This window comes from Niveispirillum lacus, from assembly GCF_002251795.1.
Taxonomy (GTDB): domain Bacteria; phylum Pseudomonadota; class Alphaproteobacteria; order Azospirillales; family Azospirillaceae; genus Niveispirillum; species Niveispirillum lacus.
In genome coordinates this window covers 195,338-218,283 of sequence record NZ_NOXU01000027.1, presented here as the reverse complement: position 1 = coordinate 218,283, position 22,946 = coordinate 195,338, and the positions used below count along the sequence as shown (strand labels likewise).

Here is a 22,946-nt window from a genome sequence, read left to right as displayed (position 1 = left end):
TTGTCTGCATTGTTTGGCAGCGTTGGAATTTCATACGTATCCAGGCGTGACCGCGTGCCCCGCATGTGACACCATCCTGCCGAAACAGGCGCCGCCCGTCGAAACGGTCGGTACGAGCGCGATGCGCGACATGATGCGCGGCATAAGGGAGGGTGGGGAATTGGTCACCAGTCAGTCCGAACAGCGTTTGGATCGTGATCTGCGGCAGGCGCCGCGCCATGCATTGGCGCTGGTCCTGGCAGGCGGGCGGGGAAGCCGCCTGAAGCAACTGACCGATCGCCGTGCGAAGCCGGCGGTGCATTTTGGCGGTAAGTTCCGGATTATCGACTTCGCCCTCTCCAACTGCATCAATTCCGGTTTCCGTCGGATCTCTGTCATCACACAGTACAAGTCGCACTCGTTGCTGCGGCACCTGCAGCGGGGCTGGAACTTCCTGCGTGGTGAAATCGGGGAATTCATCGACCTGTTGCCGGCCCAGCAGCGTATCAATGAGACCAGTTGGTATCAGGGCACGGCCGATGCCGTTTATCAGAACCTGGATATCCTGCGGTCACACAAGGCCGAATGGGTGCTGATCCTGGCTGGCGATCACATCTACAAGATGGATTACGCCAATATGCTGGCCAGCCATATTCGCACCGGTGCCGATGTGACCGTGGGCTGCATTGAGGTGCCACGCAAGGAGGCATCCGGATTCGGTGTCATGCATGTCGATGATGACAACCGGATTGTCAGCTTCCTGGAAAAGCCGGCCGATCCCCCCGCCATGCCGGGCAAGCCGGATATGGCCCTCGCTTCCATGGGCATCTACATTTTCAATGCCGATTTTTTGTACAGCCATCTGGAACGTGACGCCGAGGACCAGAAGTCCTCTCGCGACTTTGGCAAGGATATCATCCCTTATCTGGTAGAGAACGCCAAAGTCGTGGCCCACCATTTCAATGAAAGCTGCGTGCGCAACAAGGCGCAGCCGGGCACTGCCTATTGGCGGGATGTTGGGACGGTTGATGCCTATTGGGAAGCCAATCTGGACCTGTGTACCGTGTCACCCGATCTGGATCTTTATGACCGGGAATGGCCGATTTTCACCTATCAGGAACAATTGCCGCCCGCGAAATTCGTCTTTGATGATGATGGCCGTCGGGGCATGGCGGTGGACAGTATGGTATCGGCCGGTTGCATCACGTCCGGCTCGCTGGTCCGTCGTTCGCTGCTGTTCAACAAGGTCCGCATCCATTCCTATTGTGAGGTGACCGATGCGGTCATCCTGCCGGAGGTAGAGGTGAACCGGAATGCGCGCCTGACCAAGGTGGTGGTGGATCGCGGCTGTGTTATCCCTGCCGGCCTGGTCGTTGGCGAAAATGCCGAGGAGGACGCGCGGCGCTTTTATCGGTCCGAGAATGGGGTGGTCTTGATCACCCAGGACATGCTGGACCGTCTGAAGGCCTAATGGATGGTCGTTCCATCTGCGCCCCAGACGCCGGGCGCGGCCATCCGGCCGCTTGGTCTGAGGCGCAGATGGACAATGTCCCTTGGCAGAGCGGATGCAAACGGGTGGTAAGGGCAGATGAAGACCTATCCGGGTAACTTTGTGCTGGACCCGCTGGGGCGGCGGGTCACGCTGCACGGCAGTTCGGCCTTCGCTGCCCTGCATCAGGCTGGTGTGGTTGCCGCAGCCTGTCTGGACCATATCACGCCCGCGATGCAGCCCGGCGTCACCACCGCCGCCATCGATGATCTGGTGGTCGCGTTCTTGAAGGCAAACGGTGCGCTCGCGGCGACGCTGGGCTATCACGGCTTCCCCAGATCCTGCTGCATTTCCCCCAACCATGTCGTTAATCACGGCATTCCTTCGCCGGGGGAACGGCTGCAGGCCGGTGACATCGTCAATGTCGATGTCACCGCCATCGTGGATGGCTGGTATGGCGATACCAGCCGTATGTATTGTGTGGGTGAGGTGACACCCAAGGCGGCGCATCTTGTCCGAACCACCTATGACGCGATGATGGTCGGTATCGGGCAGGTGGCGCCCGGCAGGCATCTGGGCGACATCGGCCATGTCATCGAACGGGCCGCCAAATCCGTGGGTTATTCGACCGTTCGCGATTATGTCGGCCATGGTATCGGCCGTGTTTTCCATGATGCGCCAGACATCATGCATTTCGGCAAGCCGGGACGTGGTATGAAACTGGTTCCCGGCATGGTCTTTACCATCGAACCGATGTTTAACCAGGGGGGCCCCGGCGTGCGCACCCTGGACGACGGTTGGACCAACATCACCCGCGACCTGTCCCTGTCGGCGCAGTTTGAACATACGGTTGGCGTGACGGAGGACGGGGTGGAGATTTTCACCCGTTCGCCGGCCGGGCTGGATTGTCCGGTACCGTCTGTTGCCCCTTGAACCCATAACAGCCCCGGACCCGATCATGCGTGTTCTGTTCGTGACGTCGGAATGCCTGCCCTATGTGAAAACGGGTGGCTTGGGCGATGTGGCCGGCGCCTTGCCGGCAGCGCTGCGGGCAGAAGGGGTGGATGTCCGCACCCTGATCCCCGGATATCCGGGTGTCCTGGACCGGCTGGAGAATAGCAAGGTGCTGCGCGATCTGCGCGGCCTGCCGGGCCTGCCGTCGGCCGCCCCGGCCCGGCTGGTGGCAGGCCGGGGCGTGGATGGGGGCACCGTCTACGCGCTGGATATTCCCAGCTTTTTCGGACGCAAGGGTAATCCTTATCTGGGGCCGGATGGCAAGGATTGGTCCGACAATCACCTGCGCTTTGCCGCCTTGGGCCGTATCGCCGCCCTGATCGGGCTGGCCGGTGATGGGGCCACCGGGCGGGCCGCGTGGAAGCCAGATGTGCTGCATGGGCATGATTGGCAGGCAGGACTTGCGGCCGCACACCTGCATTTCCCGCTTTGGCCCCTGGCCGGGCTGAAGCGGCCGGGCACGGTGTTTACCATCCACAACCTAGCCTTCCAGGGCCTGTTCCCGGCAGAGACGGTCCCGACCCTGGGCTTGCCCTGGGACGGATTCACGCCACAGGGGTTCGAATTTTACAGCCAATTGTCGTTTCTCAAGGCAGGGCTGGTCTATTCCGACCGGCTGACCACCGTCAGCCCGACCTATGCCACCGAAATCCAAGGAGAAATCTTTGGTTTCGGTATGGATGGACTGCTGCGGGCCCGCGCCGATGTGCTGGACGGCATCTTGAATGGTATTGACACGGATGCCTGGGACCCTGCCCGTGATCCGCAGTTAAGTGCCCTGTACGACGCCGACAATCTGAGCGCCAAGGAAGCCAACAAGGCCGATATCCAGCGCGCCTTCGGTCTGTCCCCCGATATCCATGCGCCCCTGTTCGGTATCGTCAGCCGTCTGACGGACCAGAAAGGTATCGATCTGGTGGTGCAAACCATCCCGCATATTGTGGCACGTGGTGGACAATTGGCGGTGCTGGGCACCGGTACAGCGTCCCTGGAACAGGCATTGGCTGGTGCGGCACGGCATTATCCGGGCCGGGTCGGGCTGGTGCTGGGTTATGACGAAGCGCTGTCCCACCGTTTGCAGGCGGGCGTGGATGTGCTGATGGTGCCGTCCCGGTTTGAACCTTGTGGCCTGACCCAGATGTATGCGCTGCGTTATGGGACGCTGCCATTGGTCAGTCGTGTGGGGGGACTGGCCGATACGGTGACGGACTGCACCGATGACGCATTGTCTGATGGTACGGCGACGGGCTTCACCTTTGGTCCCGTCACCGTGCCATCGTTGATCAACGCCATTGACCGCGCCTTTGCCCTGCATCCGCAGACCGACCGCTGGCGCAAGGTGCAGCGCGCCGCCATGGCCCGCGACGTATCCTGGGGCGCGTCCGCCCGGCACTATGTGGACACGTACAAGGCCGCGATGGCGGCGGCGCAGGGATAGACTGACCGGGGCAGGTGCGCCGGTACGGGCTTATTTCTTGCCCACCAGCGTTCCGGCCCCACCTTCGGTAAAGATCTCCAGCAGGATGGCGTGAGGCACGCGGCCATCCAGAATCACGGCCCCCTCAACCCCGCCGACAACCGCGTCAATACAGGTTTCCAGCTTCGGGATCATGCCGCCGGACGCGGTGCCGTCGGCGATCGCAGCGCGGGCATCGGACACCGAAAGCTCCGGCACCAGTTGCTTGTCCTTGTTCAAGAACCCGGCCACATCCGTCAGCAGCAGCAGGCGTGAGGCATCCATGGCGGCGGCAATGGCACCGGCAGCCGTATCAGCATTGATATTGTAGGTCTGGCCATCTTCCCCGATGCCGATGGGAGCAATGACCGGAATGAAACCGGCGTGACGCAGCTTATGCAGGATCTGCGGGTTGATGCGGAAGGGCTCCCCCACAAAGCCCAGATCCACGACCTTTTCGATATTGCTGTCCGGGTCGCGCTTGGTACGGGTGGCCTTGCGGGCCTCGATCAGGTCGTCATCCTTGCCCGACAGGCCAATGGCGTCGCCGCCGGCATCATTGATCAGGGCTACGATTTCCTTATTGATGCTGCCGGACAGCACCATCTCGGCGATCTCCATCGTGTCCTTGTCGGTCACGCGCAGCCCGTCGATAAATTCGGACTTAATGTTCAACCGGTCCAGCAGTTTGCCGATCTGCGGTCCGCCGCCATGCACCACAATCGGGTAGGCCCCGACCTGCTTCAGCAGCACGATGTCATTGGCGAACTGCCGGGCCAGTTCCGGGTTGCCCATGGCGTGACCGCCATATTTGACGACAATGATCTTGCCGTCATAACGACGCATGTAAGGCAGTGCCTCCGACAGGGTCTGGGCCTTGGCGAGCCATTCCTCGCGGGTCAGCGTCGGGGTGACGGAAACGGTCATGGGCGGGGGCTCCGGTCGGGGCGCAAGGGCCAGGGATTGTGACGGGCAAACGGGCGTGTGTCTAACACCAGTGAGGGGTGGGGGCAATCTGCTTTCCCAGCCAACAGCCCCACAGGGCACTTGCAGCGATGTTCATGTTGTGTTCCGATGACGCGATAGCGGCCCGGGGAGAGAAATCATGGTGGGAAAGCCGGTACTTTATGGAGCGACGGGCTGCGGTTCCGCCGTGGTCGAGGCAGCGTTCATCCTAGCGGGCATGGATTACGATTATGTGGATGCCAACCCTTGGGTGCCGTCGGATGGGCTGACGGCCCTTCAATCCATCAACCCCCTGGTCCAGGTGCCGACTCTGGTTCTACCGGACGGCGCGGTGATGACGGAATCGGTGGCGATCCTGCTCTGGATCTTGGACCGGTGCCCAGGCCGGCTGGGGCCCGGCCCGGATGAGCCGCTGCGCCCTGCGTTCCTGCGCTGGCTGGTTTACCTGCCGGCCGCCATTTATCCGATGTACACGGTTCGGGATTTTGTCGATCAGTGGGTGACGGGTGAAGCGGCGATGGCCGAACTGAAGCAATCCACGGTCAATCGTATCCTTCTGTGCTGGAAGACGATGGAGGCGGCATTAAGGCCTACGCCGGAAACGTGGATGCTGGGCACCGCCGATCTCACGGCGCTGGACCTTTATGTCGGCATGATGACCCGTTGGACCCCAGGCCGCGACGCGATCCGGGCAGTGGCGCCGGGGATCATCGCGGTGGCGGAACGGGTGGATCGTGATCCGCGCGTGATGGCACTGTGGCGCCGTCACTTCCCCGACGGTTACGTCGATAGCTGACCCCTGGCGTGCCGGTAACGCGGCCACGCACACTACCGCGGCGATCAACGCTTCTGGAGCTGTTCAACAGGCTGGCGGGCGGTCGCGGCTTGTGCTTTGCTGCGCGCATAAACCTTTTAACCAACCTCAGTTCAGGTGACGGAAACATGACCCTGGCGCACAATTTCCATCCCACGGTCCTGCGCGAATACGATATCCGCGGCATCATCGGAAAGACGCTGACGACCGACGATGCCCGCGCCATTGGCCGGGGATTCGGCACCATGGTGGTGCGCGGGGGCGGCAAGAAGGTGGCGATCGGTTATGATGGTCGCCTGTCGTCGCCGGACCTGGAGGCTGCCGCCGTTGACGGTCTGAAATCGACGGGCCTGCATGTGGTCCGCATCGGACTGGGTCCGACCCCCATGCTGTATTTCACAGCCCGCCACCTGAAGTTGGATGCCGGCATGATGATCACCGGTTCCCACAATCCGCCGGATTATAACGGCTTTAAGATGATGATCGGCAAAGCCCCGTTCTTCGGCAGCCAGATCCTGGAAATCGGCAAGATCGCGGCCGCCGGCGATTTCGCCACCGGTGAGGGCAGCGAAGAAACCATCGATATTCAGGACGCCTATGTCGACCGGCTGGCCGCTGATTACGATGGTACACGCGACCTAAACGTGGTCTGGGACAATGGCAATGGTGCGGCGGGCGAGATACTGCGCCGTCTGGTCAAGAAGCTGCCGGGCACCCATACGCTGCTGTTCGATGACATTGACGGTACTTTCCCGAACCACCATCCCGACCCGACCATTCCAGAAAACCTGGAAGACATCATCCACAAGGTGGCCGAGCAGAAGGCTGATCTGGGCATCGCGTTTGACGGCGATGCCGACCGTATCGGCGCCGTGGATGAGAAGGGCCGCATTGTCTGGGGTGACCAGCTTGTCGCCATCTATTCCAAGGATGTGCTGGCGGCCTTTCCCGGTGCTACCATCATCGCCGACGTCAAGGCCAGCCAGACCCTGTTCGACCAGATCGCCAAGCTGGGTGGCAAGCCGCTGATGTGGAAAACCGGCCACTCGCTGCTGAAGGCCAAGATGGCTGAAACCAACAGCCCCCTGGCTGGCGAAATGTCGGGACATATTTTCTTTGCCGACAAATATTATGGCTTTGATGATGCGCTCTACTGCGCCGTCCGGCTTTTGGGACTGGTATCCCGCCTTGGCGAACTGTCGGCCCTGCGCGATGAACTGCCAGAGGTGCTTAACACCCCGGAAGTCCGCTTCCAGGTCAGCGAGGAACGCAAATTTGCCGCGGTCGACGAGATCAAAGCCCGGGTGAAGGCGGAAGAAGCCGCCGGTGGCCCGGAGGTCAATGATATTGATGGTGTGCGGGTCAAGAATGCCGATGGCTGGTGGCTGCTGCGCGCGTCCAACACCCAGGATGTGCTGGTGGCCCGTGCCGAGGCGTTCAGCCCCGATGGGCTGGAGCGTCTGAAAGGCGCCATCAAGACCAATCTGGCCAAGAGCGGCATTGCCGCCCCAGCCGATTTCTGACCCGGCAAGTGCCCGTGACCGGCCATCGGTTGGCTGGCCGGTTGCGGGCCTGGGTTGCAGGCGGCCTTTCCCAGCGTGGTTGACTCCGGGCCGCTTCGCCACTATAGACCACGCTTCGTTTTTGTACTCAGTAGTTTCAAGACCGGAGTAAGTACCGTGAAGCGTCCCTTCCAGCCCTCAAAGATCGTGCGCGCCCGCCGTCATGGTTTCCGCGCTCGCATGGCCACTGCCGCTGGCCGCAACATCATCAATAAGCGCCGCGCCCAGGGCCGGAAGAAGCTGAGCGCTTAAGGTTACCGGCATGGCGCCTCCCAAAGCAAAGGTGGGGCGCCTGACCAGACGGCCGGAATTCCTGGCTGTCGCGGGCGCCCGTCGCAAATGGGCCACGCCGGGCCTGGTTCTTCAGGCCCGTGCCCATGATGAGCGGCAGCACCCGAACCCCGGCGAGCCGCCGGTACGTATCGGCCTGACAGCCAGCAAGAAGGTGGGGGGCGCGGTTGAACGCAACCGTGCCCGTCGTCGTCTGCGCGCGGCGCTTGCCGAAGTGTTGGCCCCCAACGCCACGCCCGGACATGATTTTGTGCTCGTGGCGCGGGCGGAAACGGTGCGTCGGCCATTTGCTGACCTGAAGGCTGACCTCACGCAGGCTTTGAAGAAGCTCCGGGTGTGGAAGGGCAAGCGGGAAGCGGCACAAGCCGAATCGGTCCCGGCGAAGGATGAAAACGCATGAGCCCGGCAGCCTGGCTGCTCCGGGCTTTTGTGCTTTGCTACCGTTGGGCCATCCGGCCGATGATGGGTCCGCCCCGTTGCAGATTCTACCCCTCATGCTCACATTACGCGCTGGAGGCTCTGGCGGCGCATGGGGCATGGCGGGGCGGCTGGCTGACCCTGCGGCGCTTGGCGCGCTGTCATCCCTGGGGTGGGGAAGGGTATGACCCGGTGCCACCCCGGCATCCGGGACATTCCCGGAGCGAAAAATGTTGCGGCGGGCATTGATCGCCCGCCGTTTTCATGTGACCAACCGGGCGTGCCCCGGTATGTAACCGGCCATTGAATGCGGAACCTGGACCAAAACCCATGACGGATCAGAAGAACCTTATCCTGACCATCGTGATCTCGATCGCGATCCTGTTCGGGTTCCATTATTTCTACGAACGTCCGCGTTTGCTGGCGGCTCAGGCCGAAGCCCAGCGCCAGCAGGCGATGCAGGGCGAACTGGCGCCGCCCGCGGCCACGCCCGGCGCCGCCCCCGCGATCGGTGGTGATGCCGTACCGGCGGTCCGGGATCGTGCCACGGTCCTGGCCGAGACCGGTCGCGTTGCCATCTCCACCCCCAGCCTGCATGGGTCGATCAACCTGCGCGGCGGCCGTGTCGATGACCTGACGCTGGCCAAGTACAAGACCACCCCGGACAAGAACAGCCCGGAAGTGGTGCTGCTGGCCCCGGTCGGAACTCAGAACCCCTATTACGCCGAATTTGGCTGGGTCGCTGCGACTGCCGGTGACGCCGTGGCCCTGCCCAAGGCCGACACGGTCTGGACCGCCAGTGGCAGCACGCTGACACCGGAAAGCCCGGTTACCCTGAGTTGGGACAATGGTGCCGGTCTGGTGTTCGAGCGGATCTTTGCCATTGACGCCAACTACATGTTCACCGTTACGCAGCGCGTGCGCAACCAGACGGGCGAAGCGGTGGCGCTCAGTCCCTATGGTTTTGTGCAGCGTCGTGGCATGCCCGAGGTGGAAGGTACATACGTTCTGCATGAAGGGCCGCTGGCCATCGTCGACGGCACCTTGAAGGAATATAAGTATGATGACCTGAAGGAAGATGGGAAGACCATCAACCTGTCTTCTACTGGTGGCTGGATCGGTATTACCGACAAATATTGGCTGGTCGGCCTGATCCCGGATCAGTCACTCACCACCGACATGCGTGTCCTGCACCAGTACAGCGGCACCGATGTCTATCAGGTCGATTACAAGGCACCTGCGGTGACCATCGCCGCCGGTCAGGCATCGGAGACCACCCATCGGCTGTTTGCCGGTGCCAAGGTCGTGGGCCTGCTGAACGACTATACCGAAAAGCTGGGTATCGACAGTCTGGATTATGCCGTGGACTGGGGCTGGTTCTACTTCCTGACCAAGCCGTTCTTCCATGGCTTGGACTGGTTGGGCCGCATGATCGGCAATTTCGGCATCGCCATCCTGGTCTTCACCGTCTTCCTGCGTCTGGCCTTCTTCCCCATCGCCAACAAACAATATGAAGCGTTTGCGAAGATGAAGAAGCTTCAGCCCAAAATGGAGGAGCTGAAGAAGAAGCATGGTGACAACCGCGAAGCCCTCTCCATGGAGATGATGAAGCTTTATAAGGAGGAAAAGGCCAATCCGTTGGCTGGGTGCCTGCCCATCCTGCTTCAGATCCCCGTGTTCTTCGCGCTGTACAAGGTCCTGTATGTCACCATCGAAATGCGCCATGCGCCCTTCTATGGCTGGATCCATGACCTGTCGGCACCCGATCCGACGACCCTGTTCAACCTGTTTGGTCTGATCCCGTGGGACCCGCCCAGCTTCCTGCATATCGGCATCTGGCCGCTGCTGATGGGCATTACCATGTGGCTGCAGATGAAGATGAATCCGTCCAATCCGGACCCGATTCAGCAGAAGGTCTTCATGCTGATGCCCTTCATCTTCACCTTCATGATGGCCGCCTTCCCGGCGGGTCTGGTGATCTACTGGACCTGGTCCAACCTGCTGTCCATCGCCCAGCAATGGTACATCATGCGTCGCATGGGCGTTAAGGCGACTTGATACATTCCCTCAGGCGCCGGGCGGCGGCATCCGCCGCCTTGGGCTTACGTGGGCATGGGCCCATGGGCCGGCGGTCGCCGGCCTGGATGGCAGGTCCCGAGACGTTTTGATTATGAAAGCCCCCGGCCTTTGTGCCGGGGGTGTGTGTTTGAGAGAAGGAGTTTCCCCCATGGCCAAGCCGCTGACCATCACCCCGTCCCTGATCGGTGACCTGACCGAAATGGAGATCGAGGCCGGGCGTCTGCTGTTCGCCAAGGAATGTGACTTCTTCTGGGGCGCCGAAGCGGCGACCACGCTGCCCGAAGCCGTCCTGCCCGAAATCTGTTTTGCCGGCCGGTCAAATGTCGGCAAGTCGTCGCTGGTCAATGCCCTGACCGGGCGCAAGACCCTGGCCCGCACGTCCCAGACGCCGGGTCGTACCCAGCAATTGAATTTCTTCAACCTGGGCAGCCGGTTGGTCATGGTGGACATGCCAGGCTATGGCTATGCCCAGGTATCCAAGGAACGGTCGGCAGCGTGGGTTGATTTCATCAAATCCTACCTGCGGGGCCGCGTGACCTTGAAGCGGGCCCTGGTTCTGGTCGATGCCCGCCACGGGCTGAAGCCGCATGATGTCGATATGATGAAGATGATGGACCAGACGGCGGTCGGCTATCAGATCGTGCTGACCAAGGCCGACACGTTAAAGCCCGGTGCCATCGACAAGATCCGGGCGCAGGTGGCGGCGGCCCTCAAGACCCATGGTGCCGCCCATCCCGAGGTGCTGGCGACATCGGCGGAGACCGGCCTGGGGATCCCTGAACTGCGGGGCTTTTTGGCCCGCATGGCGGAGCCGGCGCCCCTCGTCGGCTGATCCTGGCTAGGCGCGTGGCAGGATCAGGTCGGCCCGCAACCCGCCCAAATCCGCCTGGTCCAAGGCGAGGTCCCCACCATAGAGCCGGGACAGATCATCGACGATGGCCAGACCCAGGCCGCTGCCGGGGATGGCTTCGTCCAGCCGTATCCCGCGTGTCAGGACACTGCCCCGTTCTGTGGCGGGAATACCGGGACCGTCATCCTCAATACGCAGCCGTAAATGTTCCGCCCCGTCGGCGGTCACGGACAGGGTGACACGACCCCGACACCATTTGGCGGCATTGTCCAGCAGGTTGCCGGCCATTTCGGCTAGGTCCTGTGCCTCCCCGCGGAAGGTCAGGGCATCGTCGCCGATCAGCGTCACCTCGATATCCCGGTCGGGATGCAGCCGCGCGATGGTGCGGGCGAGCGGGCGCAGGGTGGCCAGGACAGGCGTGCGCAGGCCCGCCCCCTTGGCCATGGCGGCGGCGCGGGCGCGGGTCAGGTGGCGGTCGATCTGCCGTCGCATCCGCTCGGCTTCCGCCTGGATCAGTGCCGATTCGGAGGGGTCAGACAGGTTGGCGGCGGAATTGGCGATGATGGTCAGCGGGGTTTTCAGGGCATGGGCCAGATTCCCTGCCTGGGTGCGTGCCCGTTCCACCATCTCTGCATTGTCGGACAAAAGCTGGTTCAGATCGTCCGCCAGCGGCTGCACCTCTGACGGGAAGGCGCCGACCAGCCGGGAAGTGCTGCCCGCCCGCAGGTCAGCCAGCGCCAGGCGCAGCCGATCCAACGGCACCAGCCCCAACCGGACCTGTGCGACGGCGGCCCCCAGCAGGCCCAGGGCCAGGATGGCGAGGGACAGGGACAGCACCTCGGCAAAGCGCCGCGTCGCGGCGGTCAGGTCGGCGGTGGTGGCGGCCACCGAAACTTCCACCGGGCTTTCCTTATCGGGCAGGCGCACAAGGCGGGACCAGACCAGCAGCGCTTCCCCGTCCGGTCCCGTCGCGGTTCGGCGGTGCAAGCCGCCGTCATCGGGAACCCCGCCATTGGGTCGTAACTGCTGATCCCACAGGGAGCGGGAGCGCAGGGCCACGCCCTGATCATCCGTGACCTGCCAGTAAAGGCCCGACAGGGGCCGCTGGAAGCGCGGATCGGACAAGTCGCGCGACACCGCCACCCGGCCGTCGGTATCGGGATGCAGGGCTACCGTCAGCTCATCCAGATGCAGTTCGGCATGGCGCGCCAATTCGGCCTCCGCATGGCTGCGGAAAATGTCGGTCAGCAGCCAGCCAGCTATGGCCAGCGCCAGGGTCACCCAGACCGCCGCCAATACCAGCAGCCGAAGCCCCAGCGACCCGCGTTGCATCAGACGGCTTCCATGCGATAGCCCTGGCCGCGTTCGGTATGGATCACCGGTGCCCCCAGCTTGCGCCGCAGTCGCCCGATAAAGACTTCGATCGTATTGCTGTCGCGGTCGAAATCCTGGGCATAAATATGTTCGGTCAGTTCGGTGCGCGACAGGATGCGGCCCTGGTGATGCATCATGTATGTCAGTACGCGCTGTTCATGGGCGGTCAGGGTGACGGAATGGCCGGCAACGGTAACGCGGCCCGTGCGCGTGTCCAGGCTGACCGGGCCGCAGGTCAGGGCCGGTGAGGCCTGTCCGCCGGCCCGGCGGATCAAGGCGCGCAGCCTTGCCAGCAATTCCTCCATGCGGAAGGGCTTGGCCAGATAATCATCGGCCCCCGCATCCATGCCCTCCACCTTTTCCTGCCAGGTGCCGCGCGCCGTCAGGATCAGGACGGGCATGGTCCGTCCCGCCGCCCGCCAGTCGCGCAGCACCGACAGCCCGTCGCGGCCCGGCAGACCGAGATCCAGCACGATGGCGTCATAGGGCTCCGTCTCGCCCATAAAGGCTGCCTCCAATCCGTCGGGCGCCGGGTCCGCCACATAACCGGCCTCGTTCAAGGCCTGGATCAACTGCCGGCGCAGATTGGAGTCATCCTCTGCCACCAGGATGCGCATCACTTCCTCTCCTTCAGCAGGTCCTTGCCGGCGGCCTTGGCCTTCAGCAGTGTGCCATCGGCGGCATCGTAGAGAAGTTCCACCAACCGGCCGTCAGCGGCCAGGATTTCAATGTCATAGACAAAGCGCCCTTGCTCCGTTTCGAGTTCCACTTCCAGCAGTCGGCCAGGATATTCCGTCTCCGCCTTTTCCATGATGGTCCGCAGGGACATGATTTCGCCCCGCTCCAGCGCCGCACGGGCGCGATCATGATCGGCGCGATCATCATCTTCATCATCGGCCCACACGTGCGGTGTGCCGACCAGGGCCAGGACCAGGCAGAGAGGCAGCAGCAGCAGGCGCATGGGCGGGGAATGGCTCCGGATTGGGACAGGGGATGGTAGCGTTTGACGTTTGAAGGGGGAACCCCGACGACGGTGGCCATCGCCGGGGTGCCGACCTCAATATACCAGACCTTCCGCCGTCAGACCGGCCAGCAGCGTCTTAACGCCGACCAGGTCCAGAGTGCCTTGGCCATCGGCCAATTCGGTCCAGGTGCCGTCATTGTTGCTGTCAGCATAGACAGTCCATTCGACGCGCCCCTTTTCGACCTCTGTCTTTACAACCAGACCGTCTTGCAAACGCCAGGTCTCGTTGCGGTCTGGGCGTTCGGCCTCCCAACGGCCATCGTCCCATTCCTGCAGGCTGGTCACGGTTCCGACGGCATCAAAGGTGAAACGGTAGGCATCGTCCAAGGTGCCAGCAACAGGGCGGTTCAGGCTGTAGGCCTCGAAATAGACGCCATCGCCATTGGCATCGGTAAAGAGCGTCACCGCCGTGCCATCACGGTCGGTTTCGGTCTTCACCACACCATTGGCCGTGACCGACCAGCTTTCGTTCCGGTCGATCCGTTCATTCTGCCAGCGGCCTTTTTCCATCTCGGCCACGGCGGTGATGGTGCCGTCGGTCAGGGTAAAACGGTAACCGCCTTCAAACGGGCTGGTGGCGGTGACGGTGCGGGCCATTTTGATCACTCCTGTTACAATGTCTGCCAAGCAACCGGCCTCTTAGGGGCCGGTGTCAGACGCGACCATAGGGGAGTGAACCTGAACGGCCCCTGAAAGCGCTGTTCAGAAACCGTTCAGGAAGCAGACAGCGCGCGTCTGCCTTGATTACGCCCGGATGCCGGCTTATCACCGCACAGGCTTAACCCTCATTCCGGCCCCCGCATGTCCCCCAGCCATCGCCTGACACAGCCGCGCACCCTCCTTGTGGCGCTGCTGATCCTGCTGCCTCTGCTGGTGGCATTCTATTCTTTGAGTCTGGGCCAGGACGGGAACTGGGACCTGCGCAATTACCATTGGTACAATGCCATGGCCTTCCTGGACGGCCGCGAGCTGGTCCAGGATGTGGCCCCGGCACAGGTGGCGACATTCTACAACCCGACCCTGGACCTGCCGGTTTATTGGCTGGCCCAGGTCCTGCCGGCGCGCGGTGTATCCTTTGTTCTGTCCTGGGTGCAGGGGCTGAATCTGGTGCCGCTGACGGGTATAGCGTGGCTGCTGCTGCCGGTATTGGCCGGTCGCGCACGGGCGTTGGGCGCGGTGGCGCTGGCCCTGGTCTGTTTTGCGGGTGCAGGCCAGATGGGTCTGCTGGGCACCACCTTTTATGACAATGTCATCAGCCTGTTTGTGCTGGGCAGCGCCTGGCTGGTGATGGCGCGGGCCGATGATGTCTGGGGGGCAGCGCCCAAGGTGGCCTTCCCCATCGTCTTCATCGCCGGCCTGCTGGTCGGGTCAGCGGTAGGCTTGAAGCAACCGACACTGCCCTATGCCGTTGGCCTGTGCTTCGCCTTTCTGGCGGTTGCCGGCGGATTCTGGCGCCGGATGTTCCTGTCATTTTTCTTCGGCATCGGCGTCATTGGCGGCATGGCGCTGTTCTCCGGCCATTGGATGTGGCACCTGTGGACCACCTACCAGAACCCGCTCTTTCCCTATTTCAATGACGTCTTCAAGTCGCCCTGGGGCGTGCCGGAAGCGTATCGGGATGACAAGTTCCTGCCGCATGGACTCTGGAACAACCTGATCTTCCCCTATACATGGCTGATGGACCCCAAAAAGGTGGGGGAGATCATTTTCACCGACCTGCGGGTGCCGGTGATGGTTCTGGTGCTGATACTGACGCCGTTCCTGGCGCTGGCCGGGCGGTTCGGGGCCAGGCACGAAGCGCTGGTGCCGTTCCGGCCCGCCCTGTACCTGCTGGTGGCTGGCGCCTTGACCTATCTGGTCTGGCTGAAACTGTTCGCCATCTATCGCTATCTGATCCCGCTGGAAATGATGGCGCCGCTGGTGGTGGTGGCTGCCATCGCCCTGTGGCCCCTGCCGCGACGGGCCAGGGGGGTGATGATCCTGGCGTTGCTGGCGCTGGTCACGGTCACCGCCCGGCCCGGCACCTGGGCGCGGGTGCCCTTCGCAGACAAGTTTGTGGAAGTGTCGCTCCCCGACCTGCCCAATCCCGACAACACCATCATCATCCAGACCGGCTTTGCGCCCACCAGTTTCCTGGCTTCTGGGTTTCCCAAGAATGTGCCGTTTCTGCGCATCCACAGCTATTTCATCCATCCTGACCATGGCGATATCCTGTTGAACCGCGCCATGCGTGAACGGATCGCGGCGCATGAGGGCGATCTCTTCTGGCTGGTTGCGCATTGGGAGGTATGGACAGCCGACCATATCCTGCCCCATTACCGGCTGGCGGCCGATATGGGTGATTGCGGCCTGGTAAAGTCCAATCTGGATGAGCCGATGATGCTGTGCCGGCTGCACAAACTGGCCGAAGGGGACGCGGCCGAGGCAATACGGTGACTGTCCGACGCATGGGGCTCATCCGGCATGCAACCTCATGTCAAGCAGGAGGCTTCGATGAACCTGATCGCCCATGTCGAAATACCCGTTCTCGATATTGAACGGGCGATGCGCTTCTATCACGCCGTGTTTGGGGTGAATTTCGGTGAGATCGTCACCATCCACGGCAATCAGATGGCTTTTTTCCCTTTTGCGGCTGACCAGAACGGTGCCAGTGGCGCGTTGGCCCAAGGGAATGTCTATGTTCCCACCCGTGATGGCGCGATCATCTATATCGGCGTCAGCGATATTGATGAGGTGCTGGCCAAGGCAGTCGCGTTGGGCAGTGAAGTTTTGTTCCCGAAGACGCTGGCTGGCGAAAACATCTATGTCGCCGAAATCGCCGACAGTGAGGGAAACCGCATCGCCATCCAGGGCGTCTGAGGGCAGGACCGCGCCGCAGGATGTCTGGACGGTGGACAAATCCTTGCCTTTTAGAGGCCCAGTGTTGATATGCGTGATTGCGGACTGGGCAAGCACGGCGTATGCGGGCTGATATTGTTTTGGCGGTTGTCGGTCGTGGCATCGGTGCTGCCGACAGAGGCGGTACAGCCCTGATCCGATGGCCCTGCTGAGATCTGGAGCGGTTTGATGAGTGATCGTGGCAAGACCTTCCTGGATGTCTATAAAAGTGGGGAATGGGGTACCAATGGTGAGGAATTCTGTTCCGGTACCGGCAGTCACGATCCGACCGTGGTCAATTGTTACATCCGTGGTGTCGGTACTTTCCTCGATTCCCTGCCGCAAAAGCCGAATGTCGTTGATTTCGGCTGTGGAGACTTCAATGTCGGCTCCCGGCTGCGCGACCTGTGTGGCCGTTACATTGCCTGCGACATTGTTCCAGAGCTGATTGCGTTCAATCAGCGCAAATTTGCTGGGTTGGATGTCGAGTTCCGGGTGTTGAATGCGTTTGAGGAAGATGTGCCAGAGGGGGACGTGCTGTTCGTGCGTCAGGTCCTTCAGCACATGAGCAATGCCGATATCCTGCGCCTGCTGCCGAAGTTTAAACGCTTCAAATATATCGTCTTTACCGACCATCGGCCCGTGATCGACCAATATCAGCCCAACTTGGACAGCGAGACCGGGGCCTATACACGTCTGCAAAGGAACAGCGCACTCTCGCTCACGACCTATCCTTTCTATCTGCAACCGCGTCACAGCTACACTTTGGGGGCAGTGTTTTCAGAGGGTGGGATGATCGTCACCACCCTGTTCCAGATGCACTGACCAGACCTATGGTCATCAAAGCGCCGCGTTTCCGCCGCAGCTTTCCCTGAATATCCGTGTTATCTCTGTGCCTATCCAACCCTTGTCCAACCGGACCCGAAATATCCCATGTCTGACAGTCTGACCCAGGGTGCGCCAAGCATCGCCGTTCTGGTGCCCTGCTATAATGAGGAAGCGTCCATTGAAGCCGTGGTGCGCGACTTCAAGGCCGCTCTGCCCACCGCCACCATCTATGTCTATGACAATAACTCCAAGGACCGCACGTCGGAGATTGCCAGGGCCGCCGGTGCGGTGGTTCGCCGGGAGCCATTGCAGGGCAAGGGCAATGTCGTCCGCCGCATGTTCGCCGATATCGAGGCGGATGTGTATGTCATGGTGGATGGCGACGACACCTACCACGCGCCAAGCGCGCCCCAACTGGTGGCCAAGCTGCTGGATGAAAAGCTGGACATGGTGAACGGGGCGCGTGTCACCGATTGGGAGACCTATCGCGCCGGTCACCGTCTGGGCAATGTCATGCTGACCACGCTGGTCACCATGGTATTCGGCAAGCGGACTGACGATCTTCTGTCCGGCTACCGCGTGTTTTCCCGCCGTTTCGTAAAGACCTTCCCGGTCCTGGCGGGTGGGTTCGAGATCGAGACGGAGCTGGTGGTGCATGCGTTGGAAATGAGCATGCCGCTGGGCGAGGTGGAAACGCCCTACAAGGATCGAGCACCCGGATCGGTCTCGAAACTGTCCACCTTCCGTGATGGTTTCCGTATCCTGTGGATGATCGGCAAACTGATCAAGGAAGAGCGGCCCATGCAGTCGTTCGGCCTGATCGCGGTGCTGATGGCCCTGGTGTCAGTGATCATCGCGGTGCCGCTGTTCATCACTTATTATGAGACGGGCCTAGTGCCGCGGTTCCCCACGGCCGTGCTGGCAACGGGCCTGGGCCTGCTGTCTTTCCTGTCGCTGACCTGTGGTCTGATCCTGGATACGGTCACCCGGGGCCGGCGGGAGATGAAGCGCCTGCGTTATCTGGAGATCCCGGCCCCGGATTTCGACAGCGGGTTTTTGAAATAAACAGACGGGCGGGTTCAGCCATGGACCCGCCCGATCCCCTTCAGGGCTTCTTTTCTTCCGTCGGCTTTTGCTGTCGGAAGGCTTCGGCCTCCTGCCGGACCTTCTCGGCCTGGGCTTTGGCTTCCTCTTCGGAAAGCAGCGTGGGGAAGACAGCGATGGTCTTCTGTTCCAGCTTGAAATAGCCCATGCCAACCCCGGCGATCCAGGCGGGAACGATCAGCGCACCGATGCCAGCGGCGATCAGACCGATCATGCGGGTGCGGGTACGGCCCATTTTAAGGCGACGGATGGTTTCATCCGAGACCGGCTCCGCCGTATAGGCGCGTTTCAGCTTCATGTCGCCACCATCCTCTCCAAAACCTCCAGCCGGTCCGCCTCTGCCGCCGGCTTATCCCAGCGCAGCCGCGCAATGCGGGGAAAGCGCATGGCGATGCCGCTTTTGTGCCTTGTCGAGCGGTGGACGCTGTCGAACGCCACCTCGAACACCAGACCCGGCGCCACCTCCCGCACGGGACCGAAACGGTTGGTGGTATGGTTGCGCACCCAGCGGTCAATCTCTACCAGTTCCGCATCGGTAAAACCGGAATAGGCTTTGCCGACGGGTACCAGCTCCCCGTCTGCCCCTGGCGTACCGCGCCAGGCGCCGAATGTATAGTCGCTGTAAAAGCTGGAGCGTTTTCCATGTCCGCGTTGGGCGTACATCAGCACGCAATCCGCCGTCAATGGCCCCCGTTTCCACTTGAACCAAGGTCCTTTGGGCCGACCGCCGATATAGGGGCTGTCGCCGCGTTTCAGCATCAGCCCTTCGATGGCCCCATCCTCTACCACCGTATCGCGGGCCGACAGGCGCAGATGGGCCAGATGGTCCCAATCGGTGAAAGCGACCAGGGGCGACAGGTCCATGCCGGGCGGGCGCGTGCGGGTGAACCATTCTTCCAGTCGCCGGCGGCGGTCATCAAAGGGTAGGGCGCGCAGGTCCTCTCCCCCATCGAACAGCATGTCATAAAGCCGCACCCAGGCGGGGAAGTCGCGCAGCATGGGCGCCGTCACCCGCTTGCGGTTCAACCGCTGCTGCAGGTCATTGAAGGGGGCCACACGGCCCTCGCGGGCCACCAGCAGTTCACCATCCAGGACCGCGTGAAAGCCCATCTGGGCTGCCACATCGGGGAAGGTGCCCGCAATTTCGTCTCCGGTCCGGCTGTAGATCCGGGCCTGATCGGCGGTTCCGCGCGCCACAAGCTGCACCCGGATACCATCCCATTTCCATTCGGCCCGGTAATCGGCGGGGTCCAGGGACTGGATATCGTTTTCTTCCAGCGGATGGGCCAGCATCATCGGGCGGAAGCCACCCGTGTCGGCCACATCCGGCTTCTGACCCGTGCCATCCAGCCAGCCGAACAGCGGGGCGTAGGGCGGGGACAGGCCATGCCACAACTCTTCTACCTGTTCGACACTGGCCTCCACACCCCTGGCATGGGCCCACTCGACCAGCGCTGTCTTGGCCATGCGGGCCGATACGCCGATGCGTAACCCACCCGTGATCAGTTTCAACAAGGCCCAGCGGCCCGTGGCGTCAAGGCTATCCAGCCAGCCCGACAGCAGGGCGGGAATGCTACCGCGCTTAGCGGTGGAAAGCCCCTCCACCACCGCCGCCAGTCCCGGTGGCGGGTGGTTGACGCCGGGCGGGGCGGGCCAGATCAGGGCCACAGTTTCAGCAAGATCGCCCACAAAATCATAGGACCAGCCGAACAGGGCCGGATCGACGCGGGTGGCGACCAGTTCCTTGATCATCCCGGCCTTGGCCGCGGTGAAGGACAAGTCGCCGGTCAGGGCGGCCAGACCGTAGCCCCGGTCGGGGTCGGGCGTATGGTCCAGGTAATCGGCGATCAGGCGCAGCTTGCCGTTGCGCGACGGCATATAGGCAAGTGCATCAAGGAGTGTGGCAAATGCCTGCATCACTCCTCTTCCCCTCTTCCGATCAGATGCAGGGGCTTGGCCGTCACACCCTGTGTTGTGGCCCAATGGACCAGGGCTTCTTCACTGCCATGGGTGACCCAGAGTTCACCCGGCGAAACATCGGTCACCGTCTGACACAGTTCATCCCAATCGGCATGGTCGGAAACGATCAGGGGCAGTTCCACCCCGTGCTGTCGGGCGCGGGCGCGCACCCGCATCCAGCCGGACGCATAGGCCGGCAGCGGGTCCGGCATCCGGCGCAGCCATTTGTCGGCCATGGCCGATGGCGGCGCCAGCACGATGCCGCCGCGCATGGAAGCGGCATCGGCGACGGTGGCGGGGCGCAGGTCGCCCAGGTCAACACCCTGTTCCTGATAAAGCGCGCAGAGCGGCAGGTGGGCGCCATGCAGATAGAGCGGGTTATCGTACCCGGCGCGGCGCAGTTCGGCGATCAACCTTTGGCATTTGCCCAGCGCGTAACAGCCGACAACAATGGTGCGTTCCGGAAAGACCGACAGCGTGTGCAGCAGTCGGGCGATTTCGCCTTCTACCGGCGGATGCCGGAAGACGGGCAGGCCGAAAGTGGCCTCGGTGATGAAGGCATCGCAGGGTACGGGTTCAAAAGGCGGACAGGTGGGATCAAAGCGGCGTTTGTAGTCGCCCGATACCACCACCCGGCTGCCACGCCATTCCATCACCACCTGGGCCGACCCCAGCACGTGGCCGGCGGGCACGAAGCGCACCATCACCTCGCCGATCTGGATTGGCTGATGATAGGGCAGGGGCTGCTGCGTCAGCCCCGCCCCGTCACCCAGTCGCGCCCGCATTATGGAAAGCGTGCCGGGTGTGGCCAGGACCCTCGCGTGTCCTGGCCGTGCATGGTCGGAATGGCCATGGGTGATCACCGCGCGCTCAACAGGTCGGGTCGGATCGACATGGAAGCCGCCCGGTTCCACCCACAAGCCCCCGCCACGGTCGGGCGGACACGGGGTGACCCAACTGTCGGGCGCGGGGATCATCAGGACCCGGTCGGCATGTGGATGACAGCCCCCGGACCCAGTGGCAGTTCCAGCATATACCAACCGCTGAACAGCAGGACCGCCCCGATACCCATCCACATGGCCAGCGGCAACATGGTGGCCAACAGCGAGCCGATGCCGAAGCTGGGCACATAGCGCTGGCACATGATCAGGATCAGCGGGAAATAGGGCAGCAGCGGCGTGATCGGGTTGGTGAAGCTGTCACCCACCCGATAGGCGGCCTGTGTGGCCTCCGGCGTGATGCCCAGCAGCATCAGCATCGGCACCATGACCGGCCCCAGGATGGCCCATTTGGCGGATGCGCTGCCGACCAGGATGTTGATCAGGGCGGATACCAGGATAATGGCGATCAGCAGCGGCAGACCGGTAAAGCCGGCATCCTTCAGGAAAGCCGCCCCGTTCACCGCCAGGATGCCGCCCAGGTTGGACCAGCCAAACAGGGCGATGAATACCGCGCAGCAAAAGGCCAGCACGATATAGCCACCCATGTCGGACATGGATTGGCTCATCATCTTCACGACGTCGCGGTCATTGCGGATGATGCGGGCGCCGACGCCATAGGCGATGCCGATCAACAGGAAACTGATGAACAGCACCGCCACGATGCCGCGCAGGAAAGGTTCGATGGTGCCATTGGCATCGCGCAGGATGGCGCCTTCCGGCACCACGGCGACGCCGAACAGGCCGACAATGGCCAGGATGGCAAGGCCAGCATAGCGCAGGCCGCGCTTTTCATTGGCCCGCTGTTCGGCGCTGGGTTCGTCCATGGTGATGGTCAGGCCGCTTGCAACCGGGGCTGTACGCACCAGCCGTGGTTCGATCAGCCGTTCGGTGACCAGCGTACCGATGATGGTGAACAGGGGCACAAAGGCGGCCATCAGGTACCAGTTGGCGGTCGCCAGCACCTCATAGCTGGGATCGACCAGACGGGCCGCTGCCGTGCTGATCCCGCCCAGCAGCGGGTCCAGCGAAGTAACCAACAGGTTGGAGGAGAACCCCCCCGAAACGCCCGCGAAAGCCGCCGCGATGCCGGCAATAGGATGGCGGCCAGAGCTGTGGAACAGCATGCCGGCCAGTGGGATCAGCACGACATAGCCGGCATCGGTGGCCATGCTGGACTGTACGCCGGCAAAGACCACAATCAGGGTCAGCATGCTTTTTGGCACAGCGCGGACCAGGGCACCCAGCGACACGCCGATCAGCCCGGTCTTCTCCGCAACCCCCACGCCCATCACACAGAGCAGGACCACGGCGAGCGGCGGGAAACTAGCAAAGATGGTCGGCAATTCGATCAGGAAACGACGGATATTGTCCGCCGACAGAAGATTGGTGGCGACCAGTTCCTTGCCCGTACCGGGGTGGATGGCCGACACGCCCATTGCAGACAGGATGGCCGATAGGACCACCAGAATGATGATGGCGATCAGGAACAGGGTGGCCGGGTCCGGCAACCGGTTCCCCACCCGCTCAATCGCCCCCAGGATGCCACCGCCCGATTTCGCCCCGGCGTCCGAAACTGCCATGTTGTGTTCCCTTGTATGGTCCGCTTTGTCGTGCGCGCCCGTTTGCCGGGCGTCGCCGGCGACCATAAAGCATGTGCGCACATTGGGCGAGGGGGCGATCAAGCAAATCTAACGATCCGTGACAGGCTGTGCCGATGGAAATGGCCAACGGATCACGCTGCGAAAGCTGCACCGATGTGGCGCTGCCCAAGCGCGGCCTGGACCCCGCCAAGGGTTACCAGTCGCCCATCAAACAGGGGCAGGAGGAGGCGACCAAGGCCGGCCTGACAGTGCAACCGCTGGGCGTGAACCAGCCGCTGGCCACGGGGGTGCGGGGGAGGGTGTTGAATATTGTGATTTGAG

Annotated in this window: 24 protein-coding genes; 15 read left to right on the top strand and 9 right to left on the bottom strand. The window is 62.4% G+C overall.

The genetic code is table 11. The features are described from left to right. Positions 1-133 precede the first annotated feature (133 nt). The 3 genes from glgC (at position 134) to glgA (ending at position 3,920) form a co-directional block, all read left to right on the top strand. Complete coding sequence (gene glgC / locus CHU95_RS10115; protein WP_094456305.1) at positions 134-1,450, top strand: glucose-1-phosphate adenylyltransferase; 1,317 nt, start codon at positions 134-136, stop codon at positions 1,448-1,450. A gap of 117 nt (positions 1,451-1,567) precedes the next feature. Further along, on the top strand, positions 1,568-2,401 hold the full coding sequence (gene map / locus CHU95_RS10110) for a type I methionyl aminopeptidase (protein ID WP_094456209.1): 834 nt from the start codon (positions 1,568-1,570) through the stop codon (positions 2,399-2,401). A gap of 25 nt (positions 2,402-2,426) precedes the next feature. After that, positions 2,427-3,920 carry a glycogen synthase GlgA gene (gene glgA / locus CHU95_RS10105; RefSeq protein ID WP_094456208.1) on the top strand — a complete coding sequence of 498 codons (1,494 nt, stop codon included), beginning with the start codon at positions 2,427-2,429 and terminating at the stop codon, positions 3,918-3,920. A 30-nt stretch (positions 3,921-3,950) separates the two neighbouring features. On the opposite strand, the gene argB is transcribed toward glgA, so the two are convergent. After that, entirely contained in the window at positions 3,951-4,865 is a 915-nt protein-coding gene (gene argB, locus CHU95_RS10100) for an acetylglutamate kinase (protein ID WP_094456207.1), read from the bottom strand. A 178-nt stretch (positions 4,866-5,043) separates the two neighbouring features. Here argB and CHU95_RS10095 point away from each other — a divergent pair, with 178 nt between their 5' ends. From CHU95_RS10095 to yihA, 7 genes are all read left to right on the top strand, one after another. After that, positions 5,044-5,700: a glutathione S-transferase family protein gene (locus CHU95_RS10095; protein ID WP_094456206.1), complete on the top strand. Its 657-nt coding sequence runs from the start codon at positions 5,044-5,046 to the stop codon at positions 5,698-5,700. A 146-nt stretch (positions 5,701-5,846) separates the two neighbouring features. Then, a complete protein-coding gene (gene pgmG / locus CHU95_RS10090; protein WP_094456205.1) occupies positions 5,847-7,241 on the top strand; it encodes a phosphoglucomutase/phosphomannomutase PgmG in 1,395 nt (464 codons plus the stop codon). A 156-nt stretch (positions 7,242-7,397) separates the two neighbouring features. Then, complete coding sequence (gene rpmH, locus CHU95_RS10085; protein ID WP_094456204.1) at positions 7,398-7,532, top strand: 50S ribosomal protein L34; 135 nt, start codon at positions 7,398-7,400, stop codon at positions 7,530-7,532. Between the two features lie 10 nt (positions 7,533-7,542). After that, complete coding sequence (rnpA, locus tag CHU95_RS10080; protein ID WP_094456203.1) at positions 7,543-7,971, top strand: ribonuclease P protein component; 429 nt, start codon at positions 7,543-7,545, stop codon at positions 7,969-7,971. Next, the gene (gene yidD / locus CHU95_RS10075; RefSeq protein ID WP_094456202.1) at positions 7,968-8,237 is read left to right on the top strand and encodes a membrane protein insertion efficiency factor YidD; all 270 of its coding nucleotides are present in this window, start codon (positions 7,968-7,970) and stop codon (positions 8,235-8,237) included. Before rnpA ends, yidD begins: the two co-directional genes overlap by 4 nt. 81 nt (positions 8,238-8,318) lie before the next feature. Continuing rightward, positions 8,319-10,046 (top strand): membrane protein insertase YidC, encoded by a 1,728-nt coding sequence (gene yidC / locus CHU95_RS10070; RefSeq protein WP_094456201.1) that lies wholly within the window; start codon positions 8,319-8,321, stop codon positions 10,044-10,046. 169 nt (positions 10,047-10,215) lie between these two features. Further along, positions 10,216-10,899, top strand: coding sequence for a ribosome biogenesis GTP-binding protein YihA/YsxC (gene yihA, locus CHU95_RS10065; protein ID WP_094456200.1), 684 nt, complete (start codon positions 10,216-10,218; stop codon positions 10,897-10,899). A gap of 6 nt (positions 10,900-10,905) precedes the next feature. Here the strand turns inward: yihA and CHU95_RS10060 are convergent, their stop codons facing one another. From CHU95_RS10060 to CHU95_RS10045, 4 genes are all read right to left on the bottom strand, one after another. Further along, complete coding sequence (locus CHU95_RS10060; protein ID WP_094456199.1) at positions 10,906-12,249, bottom strand: sensor histidine kinase; 1,344 nt, start codon at positions 12,247-12,249, stop codon at positions 10,906-10,908. Continuing rightward, the gene (locus tag CHU95_RS10055) at positions 12,249-12,908 is read right to left on the bottom strand and encodes a response regulator transcription factor (RefSeq protein WP_094456198.1); all 660 of its coding nucleotides are present in this window, start codon (positions 12,906-12,908) and stop codon (positions 12,249-12,251) included. Before CHU95_RS10055 ends, CHU95_RS10060 begins: the two co-directional genes overlap by 1 nt. After that, a complete protein-coding gene (locus CHU95_RS10050; RefSeq protein WP_094456197.1) occupies positions 12,908-13,252 on the bottom strand; it encodes a PepSY domain-containing protein in 345 nt (114 codons plus the stop codon). The genes CHU95_RS10055 and CHU95_RS10050 overlap by 1 nt, the downstream gene beginning before the upstream one ends. 96 nt (positions 13,253-13,348) lie before the next feature. Then, the gene (locus CHU95_RS10045) at positions 13,349-13,912 is read right to left on the bottom strand and encodes a hypothetical protein (protein ID WP_094456196.1); all 564 of its coding nucleotides are present in this window, start codon (positions 13,910-13,912) and stop codon (positions 13,349-13,351) included. Between the two features lie 204 nt (positions 13,913-14,116). Between CHU95_RS10045 and CHU95_RS10040 the strand changes: the two genes are divergently transcribed. From CHU95_RS10040 to CHU95_RS10025, 4 genes are all read left to right on the top strand, one after another. Next, positions 14,117-15,751, top strand: a complete 1,635-nt coding sequence (locus CHU95_RS10040) for a Clp protease/crotonase-like domain-containing protein (RefSeq protein WP_245838106.1) — start codon at positions 14,117-14,119, stop codon at positions 15,749-15,751. Between the two features lie 57 nt (positions 15,752-15,808). Continuing rightward, a complete protein-coding gene (locus tag CHU95_RS10035) occupies positions 15,809-16,174 on the top strand; it encodes a VOC family protein (RefSeq protein WP_094456195.1) in 366 nt (121 codons plus the stop codon). A 207-nt stretch (positions 16,175-16,381) separates the two neighbouring features. Further along, entirely contained in the window at positions 16,382-17,017 is a 636-nt protein-coding gene (locus CHU95_RS10030) for a class I SAM-dependent methyltransferase (protein WP_094456194.1), read from the top strand. Between the two features lie 108 nt (positions 17,018-17,125). Continuing rightward, on the top strand, positions 17,126-18,085 hold the full coding sequence (locus CHU95_RS10025) for a glycosyltransferase family 2 protein (protein ID WP_094456193.1): 960 nt from the start codon (positions 17,126-17,128) through the stop codon (positions 18,083-18,085). A gap of 40 nt (positions 18,086-18,125) precedes the next feature. Here CHU95_RS10025 and CHU95_RS10020 read toward each other — a convergent pair whose 3' ends face one another. From CHU95_RS10020 to CHU95_RS10005, 4 genes are read right to left on the bottom strand one after another with little or no spacing between them, the layout of a single operon-like run. Beyond that, positions 18,126-18,422, bottom strand: coding sequence for a hypothetical protein (locus CHU95_RS10020; protein ID WP_094456192.1), 297 nt, complete (start codon positions 18,420-18,422; stop codon positions 18,126-18,128). Beyond that, positions 18,419-20,041 carry a cisplatin damage response ATP-dependent DNA ligase gene (locus CHU95_RS10015; RefSeq protein WP_094456191.1) on the bottom strand — a complete coding sequence of 541 codons (1,623 nt, stop codon included), beginning with the start codon at positions 20,039-20,041 and terminating at the stop codon, positions 18,419-18,421. Before CHU95_RS10015 ends, CHU95_RS10020 begins: the two co-directional genes overlap by 4 nt. Beyond that, on the bottom strand, positions 20,041-21,060 hold the full coding sequence (locus tag CHU95_RS10010; protein WP_094456190.1) for a ligase-associated DNA damage response exonuclease: 1,020 nt from the start codon (positions 21,058-21,060) through the stop codon (positions 20,041-20,043). Before CHU95_RS10010 ends, CHU95_RS10015 begins: the two co-directional genes overlap by 1 nt. Continuing rightward, positions 21,060-22,604 carry an AbgT family transporter gene (locus tag CHU95_RS10005; RefSeq protein WP_094456303.1) on the bottom strand — a complete coding sequence of 515 codons (1,545 nt, stop codon included), beginning with the start codon at positions 22,602-22,604 and terminating at the stop codon, positions 21,060-21,062. The genes CHU95_RS10010 and CHU95_RS10005 overlap by 1 nt, the downstream gene beginning before the upstream one ends. 134 nt (positions 22,605-22,738) lie before the next feature. On the opposite strand from CHU95_RS10005, the gene CHU95_RS10000 reads away from it, so the two are divergent. Then, positions 22,739-22,945: a hypothetical protein gene (locus CHU95_RS10000; RefSeq protein WP_094456189.1), complete on the top strand. Its 207-nt coding sequence runs from the start codon at positions 22,739-22,741 to the stop codon at positions 22,943-22,945. The last annotated feature ends 1 nt before the right edge of the window (position 22,946 follow it).

Excerpts from the sequence above, each read along its gene's own strand:
- CHU95_RS10050 (WP_094456197.1), bottom strand. The coding sequence starts at position 13,252 with ATGCGCCTGCTGCTGCTGCCTCTCTGCCTGGTCCTGGCCCTGGTCGGC.
- CHU95_RS10020 (WP_094456192.1), bottom strand. The coding sequence starts at position 18,422 with ATGAAGCTGAAACGCGCCTATACGGCGGAGCCGGTCTCGGATGAAACC.
- CHU95_RS10030 (WP_094456194.1), top strand. The coding sequence starts at position 16,382 with ATGAGTGATCGTGGCAAGACCTTCCTGGATGTCTATAAAAGTGGGGAA.
- CHU95_RS10040 (WP_245838106.1), top strand. The coding sequence starts at position 14,117 with ATGTCCCCCAGCCATCGCCTGACACAGCCGCGCACCCTCCTTGTGGCG.
- CHU95_RS10000 (WP_094456189.1), top strand. The coding sequence starts at position 22,739 with ATGGAAATGGCCAACGGATCACGCTGCGAAAGCTGCACCGATGTGGCG.
- map (WP_094456209.1), top strand. The coding sequence starts at position 1,568 with ATGAAGACCTATCCGGGTAACTTTGTGCTGGACCCGCTGGGGCGGCGG.
- CHU95_RS10095 (WP_094456206.1), top strand. The coding sequence starts at position 5,044 with ATGGTGGGAAAGCCGGTACTTTATGGAGCGACGGGCTGCGGTTCCGCC.
- argB (WP_094456207.1), bottom strand. The coding sequence starts at position 4,865 with ATGACCGTTTCCGTCACCCCGACGCTGACCCGCGAGGAATGGCTCGCC.
- CHU95_RS10060 (WP_094456199.1), bottom strand. The coding sequence starts at position 12,249 with ATGCAACGCGGGTCGCTGGGGCTTCGGCTGCTGGTATTGGCGGCGGTC.
- CHU95_RS10055 (WP_094456198.1), bottom strand. The coding sequence starts at position 12,908 with ATGCGCATCCTGGTGGCAGAGGATGACTCCAATCTGCGCCGGCAGTTG.
- CHU95_RS10005 (WP_094456303.1), bottom strand. The coding sequence starts at position 22,604 with ATGGCAGTTTCGGACGCCGGGGCGAAATCGGGCGGTGGCATCCTGGGG.
- CHU95_RS10010 (WP_094456190.1), bottom strand. The coding sequence starts at position 21,060 with ATGATCCCCGCGCCCGACAGTTGGGTCACCCCGTGTCCGCCCGACCGT.
- CHU95_RS10015 (WP_094456191.1), bottom strand. The coding sequence starts at position 20,041 with ATGCAGGCATTTGCCACACTCCTTGATGCACTTGCCTATATGCCGTCG.
- pgmG (WP_094456205.1), top strand. The coding sequence starts at position 5,847 with ATGACCCTGGCGCACAATTTCCATCCCACGGTCCTGCGCGAATACGAT.
- glgC (WP_094456305.1), top strand. The coding sequence starts at position 134 with ATGCGCGGCATAAGGGAGGGTGGGGAATTGGTCACCAGTCAGTCCGAA.
- yidD (WP_094456202.1), top strand. The coding sequence starts at position 7,968 with ATGAGCCCGGCAGCCTGGCTGCTCCGGGCTTTTGTGCTTTGCTACCGT.
- rnpA (WP_094456203.1), top strand. The coding sequence starts at position 7,543 with ATGGCGCCTCCCAAAGCAAAGGTGGGGCGCCTGACCAGACGGCCGGAA.
- yidC (WP_094456201.1), top strand. The coding sequence starts at position 8,319 with ATGACGGATCAGAAGAACCTTATCCTGACCATCGTGATCTCGATCGCG.
- CHU95_RS10025 (WP_094456193.1), top strand. The coding sequence starts at position 17,126 with ATGTCTGACAGTCTGACCCAGGGTGCGCCAAGCATCGCCGTTCTGGTG.
- CHU95_RS10045 (WP_094456196.1), bottom strand. The coding sequence starts at position 13,912 with ATGGCCCGCACCGTCACCGCCACCAGCCCGTTTGAAGGCGGTTACCGT.
- CHU95_RS10035 (WP_094456195.1), top strand. The coding sequence starts at position 15,809 with ATGAACCTGATCGCCCATGTCGAAATACCCGTTCTCGATATTGAACGG.
- glgA (WP_094456208.1), top strand. The coding sequence starts at position 2,427 with ATGCGTGTTCTGTTCGTGACGTCGGAATGCCTGCCCTATGTGAAAACG.
- yihA (WP_094456200.1), top strand. The coding sequence starts at position 10,216 with ATGGCCAAGCCGCTGACCATCACCCCGTCCCTGATCGGTGACCTGACC.